This window comes from Marinobacter profundi (assembly GCF_002744715.1).
Taxonomy (GTDB): Bacteria; Pseudomonadota; Gammaproteobacteria; order Pseudomonadales; family Oleiphilaceae; genus Marinobacter; species Marinobacter profundi.
In genome coordinates this window covers 164,287-186,290 of the sequence record NZ_KZ319367.1, presented here as the reverse complement: position 1 = coordinate 186,290, position 22,004 = coordinate 164,287, and the positions used below count along the sequence as shown (strand labels likewise).

Below are 22,004 nucleotides of genomic sequence, written 5' to 3'. Positions count from 1 at the left end.
CAGACGCCCCTTACCCTGAAAAATCCCGTAACTGGATGTCCCCCGGTGGCAATGGCTGAGTGCCCACCGACCAGGTCGGATCAATCCGGTACAAGTAGGAAATATCGCCACCCAGCCGGGTGGACTTCATGGGCCGGTGTTTCTCAAGAAACTCCGGCATGCCCGCCATGGGCCCCCAGGTCTTCTGCCAGGGTTCCATCCAGGCCAGGCCCCAAGCGGTGTAGAGTCCATCGGTAATCTGTTCGTAACCGGTCACCGCGGCGATGCGCCCGGGCGACTCAAGGCCAGCCACCACATTCCCGGTGAGCTTGCGGAATTTCTCCCGATAGCGCTCGTACACCGACTCACCGTTCACCTCGGCGAACACGGCAATCAGTGTCAGCGGCTGCATGGCGTAATTGAGATACTCCAGCGCCCGGTCTTCGCGGCTGAGCTCCTTGGGCAGGTAACCCTCTTCGGTGATCTGCCCCATGGCTTCATCGAACTTGGCCAGCGCCCAGCCCCAGTCATCACAGTCACCGGTGGCGACTGCTGCCGAGATCACCGCGAAGGCGGCCCAGTAATCGTGGTTGTTGACCTTACGGAGGGGCCGGTCGGTGTAATAGTTGCGGACACCGTCCACAAGTTGCCGGAACCAGGCTTCAATCCGTTCGCTCTGCTCCGGGTCCAGGGAACCCTCGGGCGCCGCCGACTTGACCCGCAAATAGGCATTGGCCGAAGCTGCCAGCGCCCACTTGCGGACCGCCTCACCCACATGATTGACCTCCTCATGAAGCAGTGCGCCGGCCGAGGCCCATTGGTCGAGGTTGTCCATCACGCAATCCCGGGCGGCGGCTCCGTCTCCATCCACCTGGTAGTCGTCGGCCGCCGCCACCACGGTTTTCTCAAAGGTGCGGATCTTCTCGGAGGCCTCTTTATAGGCGGCCAGCGCCTCTTCATTCAGCTCGTTACGGGCACTGTCACTGCCCTCGTACTTGCTGGTGAACGACAGTGAGCCCACATGGGGCGCGACCGTGTCACAGTCGTAATCCCCGGCATTCTTGCGCAGCTCCGGAATCTGGTAGTAACCGGCCGGCGCCTGTAGCGCGCCGACCTGGCACTCGCTGGCATAGACTCCGGATACCCCTACACTCGCGGCCAGGGTGGCGGTCGCGAGCCAGCGGCGTGCCGGCAGGCCGTCAGAAACTCTTCGGCTTGGCATGGCATCGTCTCCTTTGGCTGGATATGGCATGGGGTCAGATATCCTGGCGCTTGCACAGCCTGGTGGTGACCGTGAGGCCGTCACTGACCTGTTCGGGTTTGAGTTCCAGGTCGAGGGACATGAACAGTTCGTCCCGCCAGCCCTCGCCGTCCTGCAGTTCGAACATGAAGCGTCCGGTGGTTTCCACCCGCGAGCCGTATTCCAGGTCAACCCGGTCCTTGCGGCCGAACACGTACCAGATGAGCGCGTCTACCTCCTTGACCCCGGGATCACTGAACTGCAGGTCCACCACGTAGCGACCGCTTGGCAGTTCGTGGAACTGGCCGCCGCCGTTGTAGAGCACTTCGGTAATACCCGCCTTCACCGGTGCGGTCTTTTCCAGCACCACGTCCGAGGCTTCACAGCCGCCGTTCACCATCGGCCGGACCTGGCGATAAAACTCATTGCTGTCCAGGTTGTGATAGGCCGGAACCTCCCAGATCAGGATGCGCGGTGGTGACTGGCGGAAGTTGTCCGACATCAGGTACTCGAACATGGATCCGTCGTAGCTTCCCCCGGCCACTGCCGCGTTGAGCACCTCGACACCGAGAAATTCCTGCAGCGCACCGGCAAAGTTGTAGTCCTGGGCCCCCATACTGTTACTGGTACCCACCAGGGTGATCGGCGGCATGCTCTCGTCACCAAACAGGGCGCCTGCCTCACTGGCGGAGCCACCGCCCACCGCCTCGGTCCGGAACTCATCCACGTACTGGGAGGGATAGGCAAAACCGCAGATCCTGCGGGCCGCATCCTGCAGCGAGCCATCCTTGCGCATCAGCCCGGTGCGGCTGGTGACAAATTCCTGCTGCTCCAGTTCGCTGAACACCGGCATCTGCCGGATGCGGTCGGCGACCAGTTTCGCAGTGCGACGGGCACCGTAAGGCGTCCAGTGGTGATCGCGTTTGAAATAGAAAGCGTCCTCGCGGTCCTCCTCCTGCAGCAGCGGGGTCAGGTCCGGCACCACCAGCCCCGCGCTGCGGAACCGGTCCAGGGTGGCCACATAATTGGCGCGGGCGAAAGACCAGGAGAACGGCACCGGCGAGGTATCCGGTATCTTGTCCGGATGCACCAGGCCCTTGGTGGGCTGGTAGACCAGCACCATTTCGGTACCGGTGGTTTGCTTCAGATGGCGAGCAAAGCGCTCAAACTGGCGCATGCCTTCCGGGCTGGGGCCAAACTGCTGCGGCAGCTCCGCGTCCGAGCGGAACAGCCAGCCATCTTCACCCTGCACCAGCATCAGGAAGTTCTTCAGATAACTGGTGTCATAACTGGCCGCATCGGCCGCAAACGGGCACAGGTCGCAACAGTTCTGTACGTCGTATCTGGGCGGCTCCGCGGCAGTGGCCTGGCTGTTCCATGCCAGGGTTGCCAGCAATGCCAGGCTCCGAAGTTGCAGCTTCCGGAGCCCTGCACCCCACTCTGAGCGTCTGCCGAGGTAATTCACTGAGACCTTCTCCATGACGTTCATCGGGATTCTGTTACCTCACTGGTAAAGGTTGACCTCAGGCCGAGGTATCAACACGGTTCTCGGCGACGACCAGGCGCGGCTGCCCACCCACTTCAATGGCGAAGAAGCTGAACACTTTGCCGCGCTGCAGGTTAACCTCGCTGGTTTTGGCCAGCGCCTGGTCCTTGCTGAAGGCACCCATGGCCACCTTGACGGCATTGATCTCGCGATTGGCCATCTGCATCGGCGCCACCGGATCGGTCACGGCCACCTTGCCGTCCGCCGTTTTGAGGGTGACGGTTGCGGAGTCGGTCAGGTTGTAGAACGACACCAGGGCCTTGCGGGGGTTATCAAAGTCGGCGTCTTCGAGCACTTTCAGCTCGCCGGTCCCGGTGACAACTGCGGTATAGAAGCGGTTACTGGCCATGGTTACGGCCTCGCTCTTGCCGCCCACCGACAGCTCATAACTGCCTTCCGGAAGATAGATATAGGCACTCGCCTCGAGCGGCTCGACGTCCTTGATTGCCTTGCCACCTATGCGCCCCTCGGCAATCCCGCCGCCGGTGTTGGCGTTGATGATACGGATAAAGGCGGCGCCATCCGGGGCCTCTGCGGCGTACAAGGCTTCCTCGCCGGCCTGGGCCGCCGCCACCGGCAGCAGCAGAAGCAGACTGAACAGAAAAACAAGACGGTTACGGATTGGTGTTTGCATGGTGCTTTCCTCACGGGTTGGTTGCGGATTCGATACCGGGCCGCTGGGCGTACAGCGCGCCCGCCTGGCGGAACCAGGCAGTGACCTGCTCCGATTCCACCGGCCGGGCCAGGTAACGTTCAGGGAATTCCCAGATCACCAGCTCGGGCGGGTGATCGCGGAAGTCGGAAGACTGCAGGTACTCCACCATCGGCACGATCGGGCCCTTGCCCTCTTCGGCCACATTGATCAGGTCCCGGCCAAGGTACTTGCGCAGAGCACCGGGGAAGTCCCACAACGGGTTGGCGCTGTAACTGGTACCCACCAGCACAGTGCCGGTGTCGGCCTCGCCAAACAGCGACTCGCTGGCATCTGACGTGCTGTTACCGGCTGCGGTGGTTCGCGGTGAGAACATGTCCGGAGCCGGGCCAAGCCCGCTGAACAGCGGGTCAACCGGAATGTAATTGAGCAGGTCGCCACGGTGACGAATGGGTTCTTCCTGGGTGGTGAAGAAGGTCTGCTCGCCCCAGGGCTGGTCGTCAAACACATCACGGATGTGGGTGGCCGCCTGGCGGGCAAACAAGTCTGCCCCCACCGGAGACCAGTGGGTATCGGTGCGCAGGAACACCTGGGTGCCCTCGGCGGCAGCTTCATCCAGCTCATCCGCCAGTGCGGGGGCCGGCACACCGGCAATGTCGAGGGTGGCCAGCAGGCGGTTGTACAGTGACGCCATTTCCCTGGCAGGCTGCTCCCCGGCAAGCTTGTCCTCATAGATGCGGGCCTTTGCCGGCACCACCAGGACGACCAGAGGAATGCCCTGGCGGCGCAGGTGCTGGCTGATGACCTTCACCCGCTCCAGATTGGTGTCCACCAGACCGGGCTCGGCGGCCTCGGGATAGAACTCTTCAGAGCTGAACAGCCAGCCATGCTGGCCCACAATAACGCCGGGCCGGCCTTCCCTGAACAGCACAAAGTTGATAGCCGCCCAAAGGTTAGTGCCCAGGTCCCGCACCGGGAAGCGCTCATCGTAATGGGACTCCAGTTTGCGTGCCCACTCCCCGGTCAGGGCGTCCAGCTCCCCGGAGGCCTCGTACTCGGTAAGTGGCTTCAGGGACAGCAGCCCAAGCCCGATCACCATCACAATGAACAGGTAAGCGGTCAGTCGTGCAGAAGTCGCAGTCATTGCGGTTCCCCTCAGAACTGGAAGTAAAGGAAGGGTGAGAAGCTTTCGGCAGAGAGCTTCAGCACCGCCAGGGCAAATACCGGCACCAGCAACGGGGCCGCTACCGACCGCCAGCCGGGCCCGGTCACCCGGATACCCTGCTGATGGAGACGGTCCCGCAGGCCCATCGCCGCAATGACGCCATAGGCCAGCACCAGGATGGCAATGTTCAGGTCACGGATGCCCTGCAGATAAGCCGCACTCAGCCCGCTGCCATCCAGGGTGAACATCGCCTGGTAGAACGCGAACGCCTCGCCAATACTGCTGGCCCGGAAAGTGACCCAGCCGATCACCACCAACAGCAGCGTCAGGGCCCAGCGCAGTACCCGAAAGCCCTGCGGATTGGCCGACACCCCGAGCCAGCGTTCAATGGCCAGTATCCCGCCGTGCCAGGCGCCCCACAGCAGGAAGGTCCAGTTGGCACCATGCCAGAGACCACCTAACAACATGGTGAGCATCAGATTACGGTAGGTTTTGAAAGTGCCCTTGCGGTTGCCACCCAGTGGCACATAGAGATAGTCACGCAACCACGACGACAGGCTGATGTGCCAGCGCCGCCAGAACTCGGTAATACTCTGGCTGACATAAGGCTGGTTGAAGTTTTCGTTGAACCGGAAGCCCATCATCAGGCCCAGACCAATGGCCATGTCCGAGTATCCGGAGAAGTCGAAATACAGTTGGGCGGTGTAAGCCAGCGCCCCCAGCCAGGCGTCGGCGGTGGTCGGATCAGCCAGGGCAAAGGCGTTGTCCGCCAGAGGCGCAATCGAGTCGGCTATGAAGACTTTTTTGACAAAGCCCTGCATGAACCGGACGGCGCCCTCCCCGAACTTCTCCATGGTATGGGTACGGTAGGCAAACTGGTCCGCCAGGTCCTTGTAGCGCAGCACCGGGCCGGCAATCAGCTGGGGGAACAGTGCAATGAACGCGGCGAAATCTACAAACCGGCGAGTCGGCTCAGTGTCACCGCGATAGACATCGACCACATAGGAAATCGCCTGGAAGATATAGAACGAGATCCCGATGGGCAGGATGATGTGGGCCAGTTCCAGCGGCTGACTGCCCGCGGAGACCAGCAGGCTGTTCAGGCTATCGACCCCGAAGTTGGCGTACTTGAAGTACCCCAGGGTTGCCAGGTCACCAGCGACCCCCACAGCAACCCATTTACGGGCCAGTGCTGTTCCGGTACCGGCGCGATGGATACCCAGGCCGATCAGGTAATTCCACAGGGTGACGGCGAAGAACAGCAGCACGAAGTCCACCCGCCACCAGGCATAGAACGCATAGCTGCCGATCAGGATGACCCAGGACCGGTGCCGGAACGGCGTCAGGTAGTACAGCCCCAGAAACGCCGGCAAGAACAGAAACAGGAATATGTTGGACGAGAAAACCATGATATCTCCCTATATAACCCGCGGGGCCCGGACGCTCACCGCATGGAGAGCGGCTGCAGCAGTACCGCCCGGTCCTGGTTCATCAGCGCGTCGAAAATCTGCATCTGGTGCTCACCCAGTACGCCACTGAAATGGATACCCGCCTTCGACCGGGGGAAACGCATGTCCACCCCATAGAGCGCGATGTACTGGGGGTTGTCGGTATTGATCGGGCCACTGGCGTTGGAGGCCAGTTCACCGCCGACCACCGTCATCGACACCGCGTAGTCGTAGAAGTCTTCCTCGAAATCCCGGTCGGTCGCGGACAGATCCTTGAGCTGACCGAGGATCCCCCAGGTGCCGTTGAACACCGCCACGTTGTGGTACACGCCGACATCGGTGCTGTTGCGCACGCGGATGCCGTTGCGCAGGTTGTTCATCAGCCGGTTGCCCCACAGCAGGTTATCCGGGGACTCGTACAGGCCAATGCCATCACCGTTGTTGTCGTACACCACATTGTCGGCGACCACGTTGCGGCGGCTTTGGCGGTCCAGCACGATGCCCGACAAGCCATTGCGGTAGCTGCGGTTGCCGATGATCCAGCTGTCGTTGACCTCGCGGGAAATGATGATTCCGTGCTTCTCGCGGGTGCCGTACACCTCGTTACCGGCAATGATCAGGTTGCTGGAGTAGTCGTGGGGGTCGATGCCGTACACGATGTTGTCGTGATAGACGTTGTTGACGATGGCCACGTCTTCCGCCTCATAGCAGTAGAAGCCGTAGTAGATTTCGTGGAAGGTGGACTCCACCAGCCAGGCATGGGGTGCGCTCCGCTTCAGACGGGCGTTGTCGAACTCCGAGTACTGGGCCACGGAGAAGCCATAGGACTTACTCTGGTTGTAGCCGAGATAGGCCATTTCGGTACCGAGGATAAACGTCTCGCTGCCCCCCCAGCTGACAAAGAACGGGCGGAAGTCCGCCGCCTTGCGGAATACGGCCGGACCATTTTCCTTTTCCCGCCAGCCAAGGATCTTGCTGTCGATGGCAAACATCCAGCCATCATTGGCAATGAAGGAACCCCGCTCTTCAGACAGCAACAGGGTGTCATCCCGCAGCACCAGCGTGGCATCCTGGCGGATCGCCAGGGGCAGGCGGACGATGTAGGCGCCGTCCTCCCGCTTCTCGACATATCGCTTGTCGTTGACCAGGCGGTGAACATCCTCAAGGGTGACCTTGCCACTGTTCACCAGAATGGCCTGCGGGTGGGAGAACTGGCGAACCACCCACTCCCGGGCACGACCTTCGTCGACAAAGTCACCCAGTGCCGCCACATCGGCTATCCGCTGTACCACCACCTGGGGAGGTCCGTCCGGACGACCGTTCAGCCGGGCCTCAACACCCTCGCGGGTGTAGCCGGAAAGATCCGGCAACTCCGGCTTGTCACGGACCACCGCCTCGCTGGACTGCACCTCCATCCCGTAATCTTCGAGCGCGGGCGCGGTCACCACCGGTGGTGTGGCGGTACTGCCACGAATGGCACCGTGCCGGCTACCGGCACCGTGGGCAGGTGAAATACTCACCAGCACCAGTGCCACGAGCGCAAAGCAATTGATTGCGGCCTTCATGACTGCCCCCTAGAAGCGCTTCGCCAGATCGAGAACCACCCGGTGGCGGACATCGTCTGCCTGATCGCCATAGGCGTCACCGGGCAGGAACACGCCACCGCGGAACACCACATCGAACGCTGCCCAGGAGGTTCGCGAACTGTCCCCGTAATAGCCGATTACCAGGTCTACCGATTCACCCAGATCATCGCTGGCACCGGTAAAGCCGGGCTCCACCAGGTCGGAGTACACGGCACCGTTCTTGTCCTCCAGCCAGTAGCGGTGATACAGCAGGTTGGCGTCCCACACGTCGCGATCAGAAATCGCGGTATACAGGGTGGCAACCGTGAGGTTGCTCCACTCCGGCTGGATGGCCTCGCCGAAGCGCTGCACCTGGGAGCGGGTACCGGTGAAACGGGACCGGTTGCTCTCCAGGCTGGTCTGGCGGAAGGCATCGCTGTCGTCGGCATCGCCACCGCCGGACGCCATGGCACCGTGGGCACCGATCACCCAGCGAGGGGTGTCGGTAAGCTGCGCCCGCAACCCGAGATCGGCGGCCCAGCCGTTGACATCCCGCTCACGGGCGCTGTAACCGCTTGCCGCAGTGGCATCGGCGACGCTGACCGACTCGCTGCCGGTCACCGCGCCCACCGAGGCGAAGTACTGCCAGGTGTTATGGGACTGCCAGTCGAAGTAGTCACGATCCGCACTCACCCCGGCCCAGGTCAGGGAGCCGTCGCGCCCCTCGTCCAGGGGTTCACCCCGGGCCGCCAGTTCTTCAACCTGGTCGCCGTAGCCCTCACCATGGGTGACCAGGAAGCCGAGGTAATGATCCTTGCGCCACTGCCAGCGGGTATTGGCGAAGAACCGGGCAATATCCTGTTCCTCTTCCGGCAGCTCATTGGCATCCGTGCGCAGCTCGGCAAGCTTCTGGGCGACCCCGACCGTGGCGTCCAGCAGCGTGGTATCGAAAATCCAGCGGGTCAGGGTGATATCGTCGTCCCACCACAGACCGGAATCTTCCTTCAGCCGCTCGCGGCCAAAGCGGATGGATTCGCCGGGGTAATCGGTCAGCCCGTTGTAATCCAGCCAGGCCTCCCGCAATGCGACAAATCCATCGGTGGTGGTTCCGCCAACTTCGTCACTCACATCCACCTGGCCGGTGGCGGCAAAGGCCTGCAGGCGGAGTTTGGAACGCCAGTGGGGCGACAGTTGCCACACCCACTCGGGTTTGATGTCGATACCCACCTCATCAGAGCTGATCTCGTTTCCGGGGGTCAGGCCCAGCCGGCGATCCCCCTCGCTGATCACGCTGAACTTGGAACTGATATTCTGCTCAAGCAAGCGAGGGTAGCTCTGCTCCTGCAGGGGCTCCTCCTCCGCCAGCAGCGGCGAAGCAGTCATCGATGCCAGGCAACCAACAGATACCGTCAGCCTGGTAAGACGGTTGATTTTCGGGAACTGCATGGAAGTTATCCTCCTTGAGAATCGGTGGTTGCGGACTTGCCGGTACGAGAGGCCAGCATTTGCCGGCGCGCCGCCCGCTCCTGCCTGAACAGCTCTTCTGCCGCAAGCTCGACATGGCGCGGCAGCGACGGGAGCATCTCCTTCATCAGATCCCGCGCACGCTCCACGCCGCCGGCCAGGGCCAGCATTGCAAAGGACCAGGCATACTGACGGTTGACCGCCAGGCCCTTGCCCTCCCAGTACATTTCGGCGAGGGCATAATCCGCTTTCGGGAACCCCCTGCGAGCCGCCTTGAGCAGGTAATGCAGGGCCTGCTCCGGATCGGCTTCGCCCAGATAGCCCTTCTTGTAAATGCGACCCAACAGGTAGTCCGCAGACGGGTAGCGCTCCCGCACTTCCTTCGCCAGCTCAATGGCCTTGTCCGGCTGCGCCGGCACGATGCGGCCGCGCTCATAGGCTCGCGCCAGGGCGAGGGTGGCCTTCTGGTCGCCCTTTGCCCTCGCTTCTTCGAGCATTTCGATCACGGCCTCCGGGTTGGCCAGGTAGTTATGCTCCATGATCAGCCGGGCCCTGGCGGTCAGCGCCGGCACATAATCCGGCGTCAGCTGCAGGTACAGCTCATTGGTGGTGCCCACCTGAGCGCGGGGCGACTCGTCACCGGACAGCCAGCGGGCAAACAGGTACAGGTCGCGGTCTTCCAGCTGGCCGGACTCCCACGCCCCCTGCGCCCGCTGAACCAGCGCCCGGAACTCGTCATCCCGCTGCTGGCTGAGGTAGACACCCGCCAGCAGCTGGAAGCACTTGGGCTGCGCTTCGGCAATGGGCGTACACAGGGCTTCGATATCGCCTGCCCGCTGTTCACCCTGGCCACTGAGCACGTAGTACCGGGCCAGGGCATAGTCGCCGGCCGGGTCGCCGGCGGCCCTCGCCCGCTCGATCAATGCAACCGGATCCTCGTTCGGGAACTCCTGCGGATACTCGAGGTAGAGGTTGACCAGGGGGATCACCGCCGAGTCATCGCCCGCTGCAAGGGCCTTGCGCAGGTATCGGGCGCCGTAGGCCCTTTCCTTTGCCGTACGGCCATCCCGGGCAAACATCTTGCCGAGCCGGAGCGACGCCCGCTTACTGCCCTGGGCCTCGGCCTTGCGGTACCAGGCCAGGGCCTGCTTGCGCGACTCGTCCGAATCTTCGTCGGCATAGAGGTCGCCCAGCTCCACCTGGGCCTCCGGCAGGCCAAATCGTGCCAGCTCCTCAAGCTGCGCCCGGGCCTCGGCCACGTTGCCGGCAGCGGCCGTCTGTTCGGCCCGGCCAATGTCCGGCAGGCTGCCACAGCCGGCCAGACCGGCCACTAACAGGCTGATCGTGCACGCTACTCGGTACATGTCGCGGCGCTCCCTCACTGGTTACCGGTGACCTTGCCGGCCACCTTTTCCAGGTCACCGATCGGGTCCAGGTCACCGATCTGACCCAAAGTACCGAACTGGAACGTATCCACCGTCACGCCAATGGGGCGCCCAACAGCGGCCAGCGGCAGCGGCTCCTCGGCGCGGATCAGGGCACTGATGGCAGTGCCGGGACGGTTAGGCTGCTCGGCATCCACAAACAGGGACTCGATCCGGCCCGCCTGGGTATCACCGCCAGGCAGGCGGAGGGTGACCGACTGGCCCTCTTCCAGCGACTCACCATCTTCAAAGCTGAAGCGGGCGGTAACGTGGGCGGAGGCATCCAGCGGGGCAACCACCGCCAGTTGTTCGCCGCGGCTCATGTACTGCTGCTGGGCCGGTAGCAGATTCAGCACCTTGCAGTCACAAGGGCTGGTCAGGGTGCCGCGAATGCTCTGCCCCATCAGCTCCTCGATCTGTTCGATGCTGTAGTTACCCTCACCCACCAGCTCGTTGACATACGCCAGCATCGGCGCATCAAAAGTGGCAATGGCCTCGCCAGCCTTGACCTGCTGCCCGGCGGTGACCAGCGTGGTGACCTTGGCGTCTTTGGGAACATGAACCGGGATCTGCTCGGCGGCCACCATGGCGGACTCCGCCCGGGTGACGAAGTAGATCTCCCATAACTGCCAGGCCACGACGGAGGCGGCAATCAGGCCGATACCGAGAAAAATCAGGCTACCCACCGTCGCCCGCACCTTGCCCAGGAAACCCAGGGCGGCACTGCCCTTGGTTTTGCGGGCCTTGGCAAAGTTGTCCCGGGACAGCGTGTTGAGCACGTCCCCCATGGAAACCAGCTCGCCGCTGAGGAACGACGTGATCAGATAGCGCAGGGCCGAGACCTCGCTCGCCCCCAGGTTCTGGAATTCACAACCACAGCGGTCCTGGCTGGCACTGACGTTGCGTGGAACGAAGCCCACCTCCACCGCCATGTCGAAACCGTCAACCTTGAAAATCAACCGGCCCTGGTACAGCCGCCCGGTGCGCAGCGGCTGATTGCCGGTGTTGATGCTGAAACCACCCGCCGAAATATCCTCAACGGGAAACTTGTAAGTGGTGCCATCCAGGCTGACAAACAGCTTGGCCGGTATCCTGACCCGTGCGTACTGGCGCTGAGCCTCGGATTCGTGAACAAATTGCGGTGCAACTGCTGCCGTATTCATTGTTCTAGCCCTTGAGTGTGTTGATTCCTTGGTGATTGTTCGCGGGATGTCATCCCGCCTCCTGTCACACGATGATCATGACCAGCGCCAGGAAAACACTGGCGGCAGAGAAGGTCATCGCTCGTGACGACCAGCGGTTCAGCTGCTGCTGAAACGAAGCCGCGTCGGCACTGAAACTGGTTTTCTGGCGTGTCCACGACTGGCGGTCCAGCCGGAAGAACACATAGATTTTCACTAGCGATCCGAAGATCTGGTTGAAGTACAGGATGACCGGGTACACCGGCCCCACCGGGTGGCCTGTGGCGATCAGCAGGATCGTCAGTACCAGCCGGGTCAGACCGATCCACAGCAGGTAAGCCACCAGGATCACGAACGAGTACTTCATGGCAGCCACGATGGCAGCGGTCAGCCCGAGAATGCTGGTCCACATGGAGATCCGCTGATCCCACAGGACATACCAGGTGAACCATCCCAGCCGTCCCGGCCCGAGCTTGGTGGCCCGGGAGTTCTGCCGCAGGGAGTTGCCATACCAGCGGAACATCAGTTGCCGGGCCGAGCGGATAAAGCTGGGATCGGGCGGATGTTCCACCGTGCTGATGGAGGCGTCCGGCACATAAAAGGTGTCGTACCCCAGCCGCATCATGCTGAACCAGCTGGACTTGTCGTCACCGGTAAGAAAGCGGAACTCACCCAGGCGCCAGTGCCGCAGGGAGTCGTATTCGACATCCGAAATGAACTCGGGACGGGTCACCACGCTGGCGCGAAAGACCGACATCCGCCCGGTCAGGGTCAGCACCCGGCGAGACAGCCCCATGGAGCACATGTTGAGGTGGCGCTGGGCGAACCGCAGCTTGTGCCACTCGGACATCAGGTAGCTGCCCCGCACCTCGCAGAACTCGTTGGTGGTCAGCGCACCCATCTTCGGCATCAGCCGGAAGTACGGCGCCGTCGCCTTCACCACACCCGGGTTCAGCACGGTGTCGCCATCCACCACCGCAACGATGGCGTTGTCATCCGGCAGGTCCCGGGAGATGGCCCGGAAGCCATAAGCCAGGCCGTCACGCTTGCCGGTGCCGGGAATCCGCACCAGCTTGAGTTGCACGTGGGAGGGTGGCGCATGCTTGCGCCAGAGGCTGCGCATGATCATTTCATCGGACAGTTCCACCACCGACGCCACCACCGTCGTTGGCCAGCCACATTCCATGGCTTCGCGAATGATGGAGTCATACACCATCGCCGTGGTGTGGGCATCGATGCGGAAGCTGGTCACCATCAGGTAGACATGGGAGGGGGCCGCCTGGTCTCCGAGTTGCCGGGCCTGGCTGCGCAGGCGCGGATAAGCCACATGGAGAAAGTACATGCCGCGGACAAAATGAATAATGCCCACGGAGTACCGCCACATTCCGATCCCGCCGATCACCAGGATGAAGTGGGCGCCGCCCGGCACGACGAACGAGCTGGGCAGCGATGCCGCCAGAGCGCCCAGTGCCGCCAGGTACAGGCACCATCCTCCGGCACGGGTCAGTACATTGTCAGTAAGCAGAGCCATTGCTGGGCATCCTTTGCTTGAACAAACTCACGTGGAGACTTCCGTTCACTGTTAGCAAGGCGTGCCGGCCGGGCACCCGCAACACGCAGGTGCCGGCCAGGCCGGGTGCTACCAGCAGATGCCTTCGAGGACATCGTTGCTGGCGGTCTTCATGAAGCCCACCAGGTCCACCACCCGCTTGCCTTCCGGAACCTCGGCAATGACCGTTTCGAACAGCTCGTCGTTGTTGCCCACCACGATCACATCGGCGTGGTCAATCACCCCGCGCAGGTCGCTTTCCATCAGGTTGGCGAGATGGGGGATCTTGTGGTTGATGTAATCGCGGTTGGCGCCATAGGTGCGGGCGTAGTCCACGTTGCGGTCGAAGATCTGCAAGTCGTAGCCCTTGCCGATCAGCATTTCCGCAAGCTCAACCAGCGGGCTTTCCCGCAGGTCATCGGTGTTGGCCTTGAAGCTGAGCCCCAGCATGCCGATCTTGCGACGGCCATAACCGGTAACGATGTTGAAGGCGTGGGCGACCTGCTCGTCGTTGCTGCTCATGATGGAGCTGAGCAACGGATGACGGACATCCATCTGGCTGGCGCGATAGCTCAGCGCACGGACGTCCTTGGGCAGACAGGAGCCGCCAAAGGCAAAGCCCGGGCGCATGTAGTAACGGGAAATGTTGAGCTTGCTGTCCTGGCAGACCACGTCCATCACGTCACGGCCGTCGACGCCCAGAGACTTGGCAATGTTGCCGATCTCGTTGGCAAAGCTGACCTTGGTGGCGTGCCAGACGTTGCAGGTGTACTTGATCATCTCGGCCACTTCGATGGGCTTGCGCACGATTGGCGCGTCGAGGTCCTCGTACATTTTTGCCAGCAGGTCACCGGAACGGGCGTCCAGCTCACCAATCACCGTCATCGGCGGCTGGTCGTAATCGTGAATGGCGGTGCTCTCACGCAGGAATTCCGGGTTTACGCAGATCCCGAAATCAACTCCCGCACGCTTGCCGGACACCTCTTCCAGCACCGGAATCACCAGGTCACGCACCGTACCCGGCAGCACCGTGCTGCGGACGACGACCAGGTGCCAGTCACCCTTGTCCTTCAGGGCAACACCGATATCGCGGCAGACATTCTCGACGTACTGCAGGTCGAGATCGCCATTGGCCTTGCTCGGCGTACCGACACAGATCATTGAGAGTTCGGTTTCCTGTACGGCGAGGTAGCCTTCCGTCATCCCTTCGATACGCCCTGCCTGCCGCCCTTCACTGAGCAGTTCCTCCAGACCCGGCTCAACAATGGGCGACTTGCCCTGGTTGATCAGATCAATCTTGACCGGTGACACGTCGACACCCATCACCTGGTGGCCGCGGTGCGCCAGACTCGCGGTACATACTGCGCCTACGTAACCCAGACCAAAAATGCTGACTCGCATGCTCCTGCTCCCTTGCCTGTCATCTGTGAGCCCCGCTCAGCGGGGCGTTCGGGTTGTAATTCCTGCAACCAGCAAGCCGTTCCTGCCAGACCTCACCGCCTGGCGGAATGAGCGTCAAAAATTCCACGCTCAGCCCCGAATCCGGCTTTGAACTGCCCGGAACCTTTCCGGAACCTTCCGGTCTTCTTGGCAGATGCGAACTGGAAATACTGGTTACTTTGTCGACAGACGGGAAAACGGATACGTTTTCCTGGGTGGGAAATGAAGTCTTTGCCCCGTCGGTCGACTGGGCAGAAAGTTAACGTAACAAATTGTTAAATGCCTGTTACGGTTGAATAATATTATGAGAAACACGACAAGACATGTCTGCCACGCCGGCGTGCATGGTTTTTTTACACGTCAAGAAAAAGCACCTGCAGACACAACAGGTTGCGCAAAAGATGTACAGAGTATGTCGGGGAGTTAACGTCAAGAACTTGGCGGACGAGAGGGTTTTTATTTCTCATTCTTTCCCGGTCCGCCGAGGATATTCAAAATTGATCTTGGCAAATCCTGGTCAATCCTGAAAACCGGCTGCCCAGGCCAGCGCCTCTGGCAGCGGCAGGGGTTCACTGAAGTGGTAACCCTGCCCGATATCGCAGCCCATCTCCAGCAGCTGGCCGAGCAACTCGGGGGTTTCCACTCCCTCAGCCACGACACGCCGGCGGAAACTGCGGGACAGCCCGATGATGGCCTCGACAATCATGCTGTCATCGCTGCTGCCCGCCAGCTCCCGGACAAAGGACCGGTCAATCTTGATCTCGTCCACTGGCAACTTGCGGAAATAACTCAGTGAGGAGTAGCCGGTGCCAAAGTCATCCAGCGACATCGCCACACCCAGTTCACGGCACGCCCGGATGGCTTCAATGGCCACATCAGGGTCGTCCATTGCAGTGGTTTCCAGAATTTCCACCGTCAACCGGTTACACAGCCCCGGCTTGCAGTCCTGCAACGCCGCACCGAGATCGTCGGCGAAGTGGTCGCCGAGAAAGTGCATGGGGCTCAGGTTGATACTGACACCGTAGGGCAACCCCAAATCGTCAAACCCGTGGAGGGTGTCAACCGCCTTGTCCATCACATAGCGGCCGATCCGGCGGTCATAATCGGTGAATTCGATATGGGGAAGGACGCGGTCCGGCGTCAGCAGCCCCAGCTCCGGATGGTGCCAGCGCAACAGTGCCTCGAAGGCCACCACCTGGCGGTTCCGGAAATTCACCACCGGTTGGTAATAAAGCTCGAACTGACCGGACTCAAGAGCTGCCTCGACCTGCTCCAGCACCCGGACCCGCTCCTTGCGCGCCTGGTGCAGTCGCATATCAAACACACGATAACAGTTCTTGCCGGACTCCTTGGCGGCGTACATGGCCTGATCCGCATGACGCAGCAGCATGTCCGGAGTTGCATCATCCTCCGGGTATACGGTAACCCCCATACTGCCGGACAGCTGCAATACGTGGTTCTTGTAACTGACCGGTTTGCAGAGGGCATCGAGAATGCGCTGATACACCGCGACGTCCTCGACGTCCCGGAGCAACGCGACAAACTCGTCACCACCAAGGCGGGCGATGACATCATGCTCCCGCACGGACGCCTGCAACCGCTGGGCCACGCTCTTGAGCACCGCATCGCCCGCCATATGGCCATGGGTGTCGTTGATCGCCTTGAAGCCGTCAAGGTCGATAAAACACACCGCAATCACCCCGTCACGGAGGTTAGCCTCGCGAATCTCGTCCTCGAACAGCTCGGTCAACCGTCTGCGGTTTGGCAGGCCGGTCAGCGAATCGAAGTTGGCAGCCTTCTCCAGCCGCTTCTGATGGCCCCATTTCTCCCGGTACAGCCGTTTACGCTCGATCAGTGTGGCGATGGTCTGCAACAGCGGGTCCAGCTCCTCCGCGAGGTCTGCGGTATAACCACCGGAGCGATTTGCCAGCCCCACCAGGCCAATCATCTGGTCGCCGGAATGTATCGGCATGCCAATGTAGGCATTGACCGGCGGATGCCCCGCCGGCAAGCCCTTCCCTCGCGGGTCGTTGATGACGGAGTCGGAAATGATCACTTCACCATCGACCAGCGGCAGGCCGAGGATATTATCCACCCGGTCAAAGGTCATGCCACGGCGTTCGATCTGCTGATACAGGCTCTGGGTGGCGGGGCTCCAGGCGATATTGGTGATGGCCCCCACCTTGAGATAGGGGTCGCCGGACGGCCGGTGGAGCACTTCACTGATCAGACCAAACTCGCTGCCGGTAAGGGTCAGCAGGTCGTTAAGCAAAACCTCAAAGGCGGCGTGCTCGTTGTCGCTGGACAGGAACACGTTCTGGGCACGATAGATGGCCCGGTTGAGATGGGAAACATCAATGTTTGTCTGGTCCGCCGCCCCGTAATAGGCGCGCTCGATCTCGTCTTCCACCAGGCTTGCCAGGTTACGCAGCACTTCCAGGTCGACGTCGGTAATCTTGCGGGGCCGGGAGTCAATGATGCACAAACTGCCCAGCTTGAACCCGGTGGGCTCCCGGACGGGGATACCGGCATAAAAACGGATATGGGGTTTACCGGTGACCAGCGGATTGTCCCGAAACCGCGGATCCCGAGTGGCATCCTCGATGATAAAGGCGCGATCCTGGCGGATGGCGTGATCACAAAATGCCATCGAACGGGGGGTTTCAGTAGCGTCCAGGCCATCGCGGGATTTAAACCACTGGCGTTCCTCGTCAAGGATCGAAAACAGGGCAATATCCACATTGTAGTAACGCTTGGCGATCCGGATCAGCCGCTCGAAACGTTCCTCCGGCGGGGTATCCAGAATATTCAGGCGCTTGAGTGCGGCAAGACGTCGGCGTTCGTTGGTTCCGGGCATTGCTGATCCTGCCAGTAAGAGAAGGGATAACCCGTATCTGAGAGTACATCACAGGCAAAAAAATGCCCGCATTCTGAATGCATGCGGGCAGATTAGCGACAAAGCACAAGAAGCGTTATGCGATGATCTACGGATAACTCGGACGCATGGCCCTGGTCACCGTTTCGGGATCTCGCCGTAAATGCCGATTTCGGTGTTATTGATGATAAAAACCACCGAGGCACCTGCGTAATCGTAGGCCCCCAACCCGGTGAAATTGCCGTAGAGAATCGATTCTGCGCCATTCTGTCGGCCAAGGCAGGACGACGCGTCGAGGGCCAGCTCAAAGACGTTGAAACGGCCATTGGGCACACTCGCCTGGCCGGTGAAGTTACAGTCCATATGCGACCCCGACACCGTGCCATCCGCGGCGATGGTGAACTGGAGGCTCTCTGTCCCGCCCGAGGCAATCGTGCCGGTATAGGTCCCGGCCAGGGTCGCCAGGCTCAGGCCCTGGTTACTGAGATCCGACTGGCGCTGGAGGGTCACCGTTGAGCTGGAGCCGCCATCCTCGGCGGTCGCCTGCAGTGCCAGGGTACCGGTGCCGGTTACCTCACCACTAACGGTTCCGCGGGTTTTTCCCCACAGATCTCCCGATAACAGGAAGATGTTCACCGCGGTGCCTGAAACAGCTGCCCCCGAGAAATCGAGCTTTCCGAAGGTGGCGTCGAAAGGTGCATCATCAAGCACCGTGACGTAGGTGCCGTCAGCACTCATCAGCGTCAGTGCATCCGTCGTCGCCCCGGTGTCGCCGGAAAAGCTGACATCCGAAAGATAGAAGCCCGGGTCGGCCGACAGGGTCGCGGTAGTGTCCCCGGACGAGCCACCACCGCCGCCGCAAGCCGCCACCAGCAAGGTGACACCTGCCAGTGACACAACCGCAGATTGTTTTACGCGAATACTGCTATTTTTGTTAACCAGATGATCCAACCGTGACCACATTGCCCTTCACTCCCTCGATGACCGGCACCCGCTCCCAACGGGCAGGACAGGCGCCAGGCGGCTTAGCCCTCCGGATACTCCTCCAGATTACGTCCTCGGACTACCTCTCCAGATTGCGTGTCTGGAACCCACTCCGGCCCCGTACGGGACCGGAAAGCCCCTTTTTCAGAGCATAGACACTGTCAGGTTGATTGCCACTTTTTTGATCAACTATATCTGAAATGGAGCAGGGTCCCCTTTGCCGACGCGGGTTACTTCAGGTACGTCGTCAATCATGTTCACCACTGTCGTGGCCTCGAACCCGCAGAAACCGCCGTCGATGATCAGGTCAAGGTCATGCTCCAGGGTGTCCCGGATCTCGTAGGGGTCGGTCATCGGATCGGTTTCGCCCGGCAGGATCAGGGTGCTGCTCATGATGGGCTCGCCCAGCTCCCCCAGCAGGGCCTGCACAATGGGGTTGTCCGGAACCCGCAGGCCAATGGTGCGGCGCTTCGGGTGCAGGAGCCGGCGGGGCACCTCGCTGGTGGCATCAAGAATGAATGTGTAAGGGCCCGGGGTAAACGTCTTCAGCAGCCGGTACCGGGTATTGTCCACCTTGGCGTAAGTGCCGATGTCGGACAGGTCCCGGCATACCAGGGTGAAGTTGTGCTTGTCATCAAGCTTGCGGATGCGCTTGATGCGGTCTGCGGCCTGCTTGTCACCGAGGTGGCAACCGATGGCATAGGCGGAATCCGTGGGGTAAACCACCACCCCGCCCTTGCGGATGATATCAACCGCCTGGGTGATCAGACGCTTCTGTGGGGTTTCCGGGTGGATCTGGAAAAACTGACTCATAAAGGAAGCTCCTTATCCCTGCCTGGCCGGATCGTGCTTTGAACCGCCCATACAGTTGGGTGAGTCCGGCGCGGCCTGGCCGCTCAGTTGCCATTCCTCCGGGGTGTAAAGGTGCAGTGCCAGCGCATGGACACCGCCGGCGAGCTCCTCGGCCAGAACCTTGTAGACGGCCTGGTGACGTTTCACCTTGCCCTGTCCGGCAAAATCGGCGGACACCAGGGTCACCTTGAAGTGGGTTTCCGAGTTGGGCGGAACACTGTGCATGTGGCTTTCATTTTCCACCCCCAGGAACTCGGCATTGAAACCTGTCCCGAGCTTTTGCTCGATGGCGTGCTGTATCGACATATCTTTGACTGGCTCCGGTTGTTTGGCGAATGTCACTGAAAACAGTCTACACCACAAACGGCACCAGCCCCGAGCCTTGACACATTCCCGTCAAACCGCCATCTTCCCTCCCCCAGTCAGCCTGTAACCAGACCATGCGCCTGTACATTGCCGAAAAACCCAGTCTCGGCCGCGCCATCGCTGCCGCCCTGCCGGGCCCTGTCCAGAAGGGGCCCGGCTGGCTGCGTTGTGGCAGTGGTGATGACGCCACCGTGGTGAGCTGGTGTATCGGTCACCTGCTGGAGCCGGCCGAACCGGCCCGCTACAACCCCCAGTGGCAAAAATGGCGACTGCAGGACCTGCCGATGTTCCCGGCACACTGGGAGGTGACTCCGAAGGAGAGCGTACGCAAGCAGCTTGCGGTGCTGGAAGGTCTGGTCCGCAAAGCCAGCGTTATCTTTCACGCCGGCGACCCGGACCGGGAAGGCCAGTTACTGGTGGATGAGGTCATCCGCTACTTCGGCGCCACCTGCCCGGTGCAGCGAGTACTGATCAATGACCTGAATCCGGATGCGGTCGCCAAAGCGCTGCGCAACCCCCGGGATAACCGGGAATTCCGCCGTCTCTCCCACTCCGCACTGGCCCGCCAGCGCGCAGACTGGCTCTATGGCATCAACCTGACCCGTCTGTACACCCTCAGTTACCGCAAGCCGGGTGAAGACGGCGTGTATTCGGTCGGCCGGGTGCAAACACCGGTGCTTGGCCTGGTGGTCGAGCGGGATAACACCATTGCCGCGTTCGAGCCGAAACCCTTTTACCGCATCCTCGCCAACCTGCACGCCCTGGAAGACGACAGTGACCAGCGGCCCTTTGCCGCCCGCTGGATGCCCGACGAGCGCTTTCGCGACCACCTCGACGAGGAAGACCGGTTGCTGGATCGCACCGTGACGCAGCAGATTGCCGACGAAGTCAGTGGCCGGCCCGGCAAGGTAACCGAAGCCCGTTTCCGCGACCGCAAGGAAGCGCCACCGTTGCCGCTGTCGCTTTCTGCACTGCAAATCGAGGCCGGACGGCTGTTCCGCATGGGCGCTAAGGAGGTGCTGGATACCGCCCAGAACCTGTATGAGCGGCACCAGCTGATTACTTACCCGCGATCCGATTGCCGTTGCCTGCCCGAGGGCCATTACGAGCAGCGCACCACCATCATCCGCGCGATTGGCCAGGTCGATCCGGAACTGGCCACCGCCTGTACCGATGCCAACCCGGAGCTGCGCAGTGCAGCCTGGAATGACGGCAAGGTGGATGCCCACCACGCCATTATTCCCACCGCCCGCAGCCGTCCCAGTGGCCAGCTCAGCGCGGCGGAGCAGAAGATCTACAACCTGATTGCCCGCTACTACCTGATGCAGTTCTGTGCCGAGGCAGTCCATCGCGAGGGCCGGCTGACCGTCGCCATCAGCGGCCACAACTTCCGCGCCAACGAAACCGCGATACTGACCCCCGGCTGGAAGACCCTGGAACTGCGCCTGAAAGAAGCCCGCCAGGAAGCGGAGAAAGCGCCCCTGCCCCGGCTGGAAAAAGGCGAAGCGGTACTCTGTGACAGCGCCGACCTCCGCGAACGGATGACCCAGCCACCGCAACACTTTACCGACGCCACGCTGTTGTCGGCGATGACCAACATCGCCCGCTTCGTCAGCGATGCGGACCTACGCAAAACCCTGCGGGAAACCGACGGGCTGGGCACCGAGGCCACCCGCGCCGCCATCATCGACACCCTGTTCCGCCGCGATTATCTGTACCGCGACAGCCGGTTCATTCGCGCCACCGACAAGGGCACAGCGCTGATCGCGGCGCTGCCGGCATCGGTCAGCAAACCGGATATGACTGCCATCTGGGAGGCCACCCTGGAGTCCATCCGCCAGGGCCAGGGTGACCCACGACAGTTCATTGACAACCTGAAAGAACAGATCCGCGGCTTTGTGGGCCAGCGGGAAGCCGCACCGGCCGGTCAGCCACCGTCGGATGGTGCTCACGGCATCCATTGCCCCAAGTGCCGCGCCCCGATGCGCGAGCGCGACGGCAAGTTTGGCCGCTTCCTGGCCTGCACCCGCTTCCCCGACTGCAAGGGCACCCGGCCCATCGAAGACCAGGCACCGGCCGACGGCACCGGCCAGAAGCCGATCCCCTGCCCCCATTGTTTCTCGCCCCTGGTACGTCGTAAGGGCAAGAAGGGCTGGTTCTGGGGATGCAGCAGTTACCCCGCCTGCCGGCAGACCCTCGATGACAACAACGGGTTGCCGGCTACCGGATTACGCAAGACTACACATTAAAACTGATTGCCAAGGCTTGATTTGG

16 protein-coding genes are annotated in these 22,004 nt (G+C 61.6%); 1 reads left to right on the top strand and 15 read right to left on the bottom strand.

Going from position 1 to position 22,004, the window contains the following annotated elements; translation table 11 throughout:
• Window positions 1–10: 10 nt before the first annotated feature.
• From CLH61_RS00790 to CLH61_RS00720, 15 genes are all read right to left on the bottom strand, one after another.
• Entirely contained in the window at window positions 11–1,201 is a 1,191-nt protein-coding gene (locus CLH61_RS00790) for an alginate lyase family protein (protein ID WP_170003547.1), read from the bottom strand.
• A gap of 34 nt (window positions 1,202–1,235) precedes the next feature.
• A complete protein-coding gene (locus CLH61_RS00785) occupies window positions 1,236–2,699 on the bottom strand; it encodes an alginate O-acetyltransferase AlgX-related protein (protein ID WP_099613209.1) in 1,464 nt (487 codons plus the stop codon).
• A 43-nt stretch (window positions 2,700–2,742) separates the two neighbouring features.
• On the bottom strand, window positions 2,743–3,399 hold the full coding sequence (locus tag CLH61_RS00780; protein WP_099612805.1) for an alginate O-acetyltransferase AlgF: 657 nt from the start codon (window positions 3,397–3,399) through the stop codon (window positions 2,743–2,745).
• Between the two features lie 10 nt (window positions 3,400–3,409).
• Window positions 3,410–4,561, bottom strand: coding sequence for an alginate O-acetyltransferase (locus CLH61_RS00775; protein ID WP_099612804.1), 1,152 nt, complete (start codon window positions 4,559–4,561; stop codon window positions 3,410–3,412).
• A gap of 11 nt (window positions 4,562–4,572) precedes the next feature.
• Complete coding sequence (locus tag CLH61_RS00770; protein WP_099612803.1) at window positions 4,573–5,991, bottom strand: MBOAT family O-acyltransferase; 1,419 nt, start codon at window positions 5,989–5,991, stop codon at window positions 4,573–4,575.
• A gap of 35 nt (window positions 5,992–6,026) precedes the next feature.
• Window positions 6,027–7,595 carry a NosD domain-containing protein gene (locus CLH61_RS00765; protein WP_099612802.1) on the bottom strand — a complete coding sequence of 523 codons (1,569 nt, stop codon included), beginning with the start codon at window positions 7,593–7,595 and terminating at the stop codon, window positions 6,027–6,029.
• 9 nt (window positions 7,596–7,604) lie between these two features.
• Complete coding sequence (locus tag CLH61_RS00760; protein WP_099612801.1) at window positions 7,605–9,041, bottom strand: alginate export family protein; 1,437 nt, start codon at window positions 9,039–9,041, stop codon at window positions 7,605–7,607.
• Window positions 9,042–9,046: 5 nt separating this feature from the next.
• Window positions 9,047–10,423, bottom strand: coding sequence for a tetratricopeptide repeat protein (locus CLH61_RS00755; RefSeq protein WP_099612800.1), 1,377 nt, complete (start codon window positions 10,421–10,423; stop codon window positions 9,047–9,049).
• Window positions 10,424–10,437: 14 nt separating this feature from the next.
• A complete protein-coding gene (locus CLH61_RS00750; RefSeq protein WP_099612799.1) occupies window positions 10,438–11,646 on the bottom strand; it encodes a PilZ domain-containing protein in 1,209 nt (402 codons plus the stop codon).
• 64 nt (window positions 11,647–11,710) lie between these two features.
• Window positions 11,711–13,195 carry a glycosyltransferase family 2 protein gene (locus CLH61_RS00745; RefSeq protein WP_099612798.1) on the bottom strand — a complete coding sequence of 495 codons (1,485 nt, stop codon included), beginning with the start codon at window positions 13,193–13,195 and terminating at the stop codon, window positions 11,711–11,713.
• A gap of 108 nt (window positions 13,196–13,303) precedes the next feature.
• Window positions 13,304–14,614 carry a nucleotide sugar dehydrogenase gene (locus tag CLH61_RS00740; RefSeq protein ID WP_099612797.1) on the bottom strand — a complete coding sequence of 437 codons (1,311 nt, stop codon included), beginning with the start codon at window positions 14,612–14,614 and terminating at the stop codon, window positions 13,304–13,306.
• 556 nt (window positions 14,615–15,170) lie between these two features.
• Entirely contained in the window at window positions 15,171–17,510 is a 2,340-nt protein-coding gene (locus tag CLH61_RS00735) for a sensor domain-containing phosphodiesterase (protein ID WP_099612796.1), read from the bottom strand.
• 156 nt (window positions 17,511–17,666) lie between these two features.
• Window positions 17,667–18,491 carry a hypothetical protein gene (locus CLH61_RS00730; protein WP_143752050.1) on the bottom strand — a complete coding sequence of 275 codons (825 nt, stop codon included), beginning with the start codon at window positions 18,489–18,491 and terminating at the stop codon, window positions 17,667–17,669.
• 210 nt (window positions 18,492–18,701) lie between these two features.
• The gene (locus CLH61_RS00725; protein WP_099612794.1) at window positions 18,702–19,325 is read right to left on the bottom strand and encodes an L-threonylcarbamoyladenylate synthase; all 624 of its coding nucleotides are present in this window, start codon (window positions 19,323–19,325) and stop codon (window positions 18,702–18,704) included.
• A 12-nt stretch (window positions 19,326–19,337) separates the two neighbouring features.
• Window positions 19,338–19,670: a BolA family protein gene (locus CLH61_RS00720; protein ID WP_099612793.1), complete on the bottom strand. Its 333-nt coding sequence runs from the start codon at window positions 19,668–19,670 to the stop codon at window positions 19,338–19,340.
• 134 nt (window positions 19,671–19,804) lie between these two features.
• Between CLH61_RS00720 and CLH61_RS00715 the strand changes: the two genes are divergently transcribed.
• Window positions 19,805–21,979 carry a DNA topoisomerase III gene (locus CLH61_RS00715; RefSeq protein ID WP_099612792.1) on the top strand — a complete coding sequence of 725 codons (2,175 nt, stop codon included), beginning with the start codon at window positions 19,805–19,807 and terminating at the stop codon, window positions 21,977–21,979.
• Window positions 21,980–22,004: the final 25 nt, after the last annotated feature.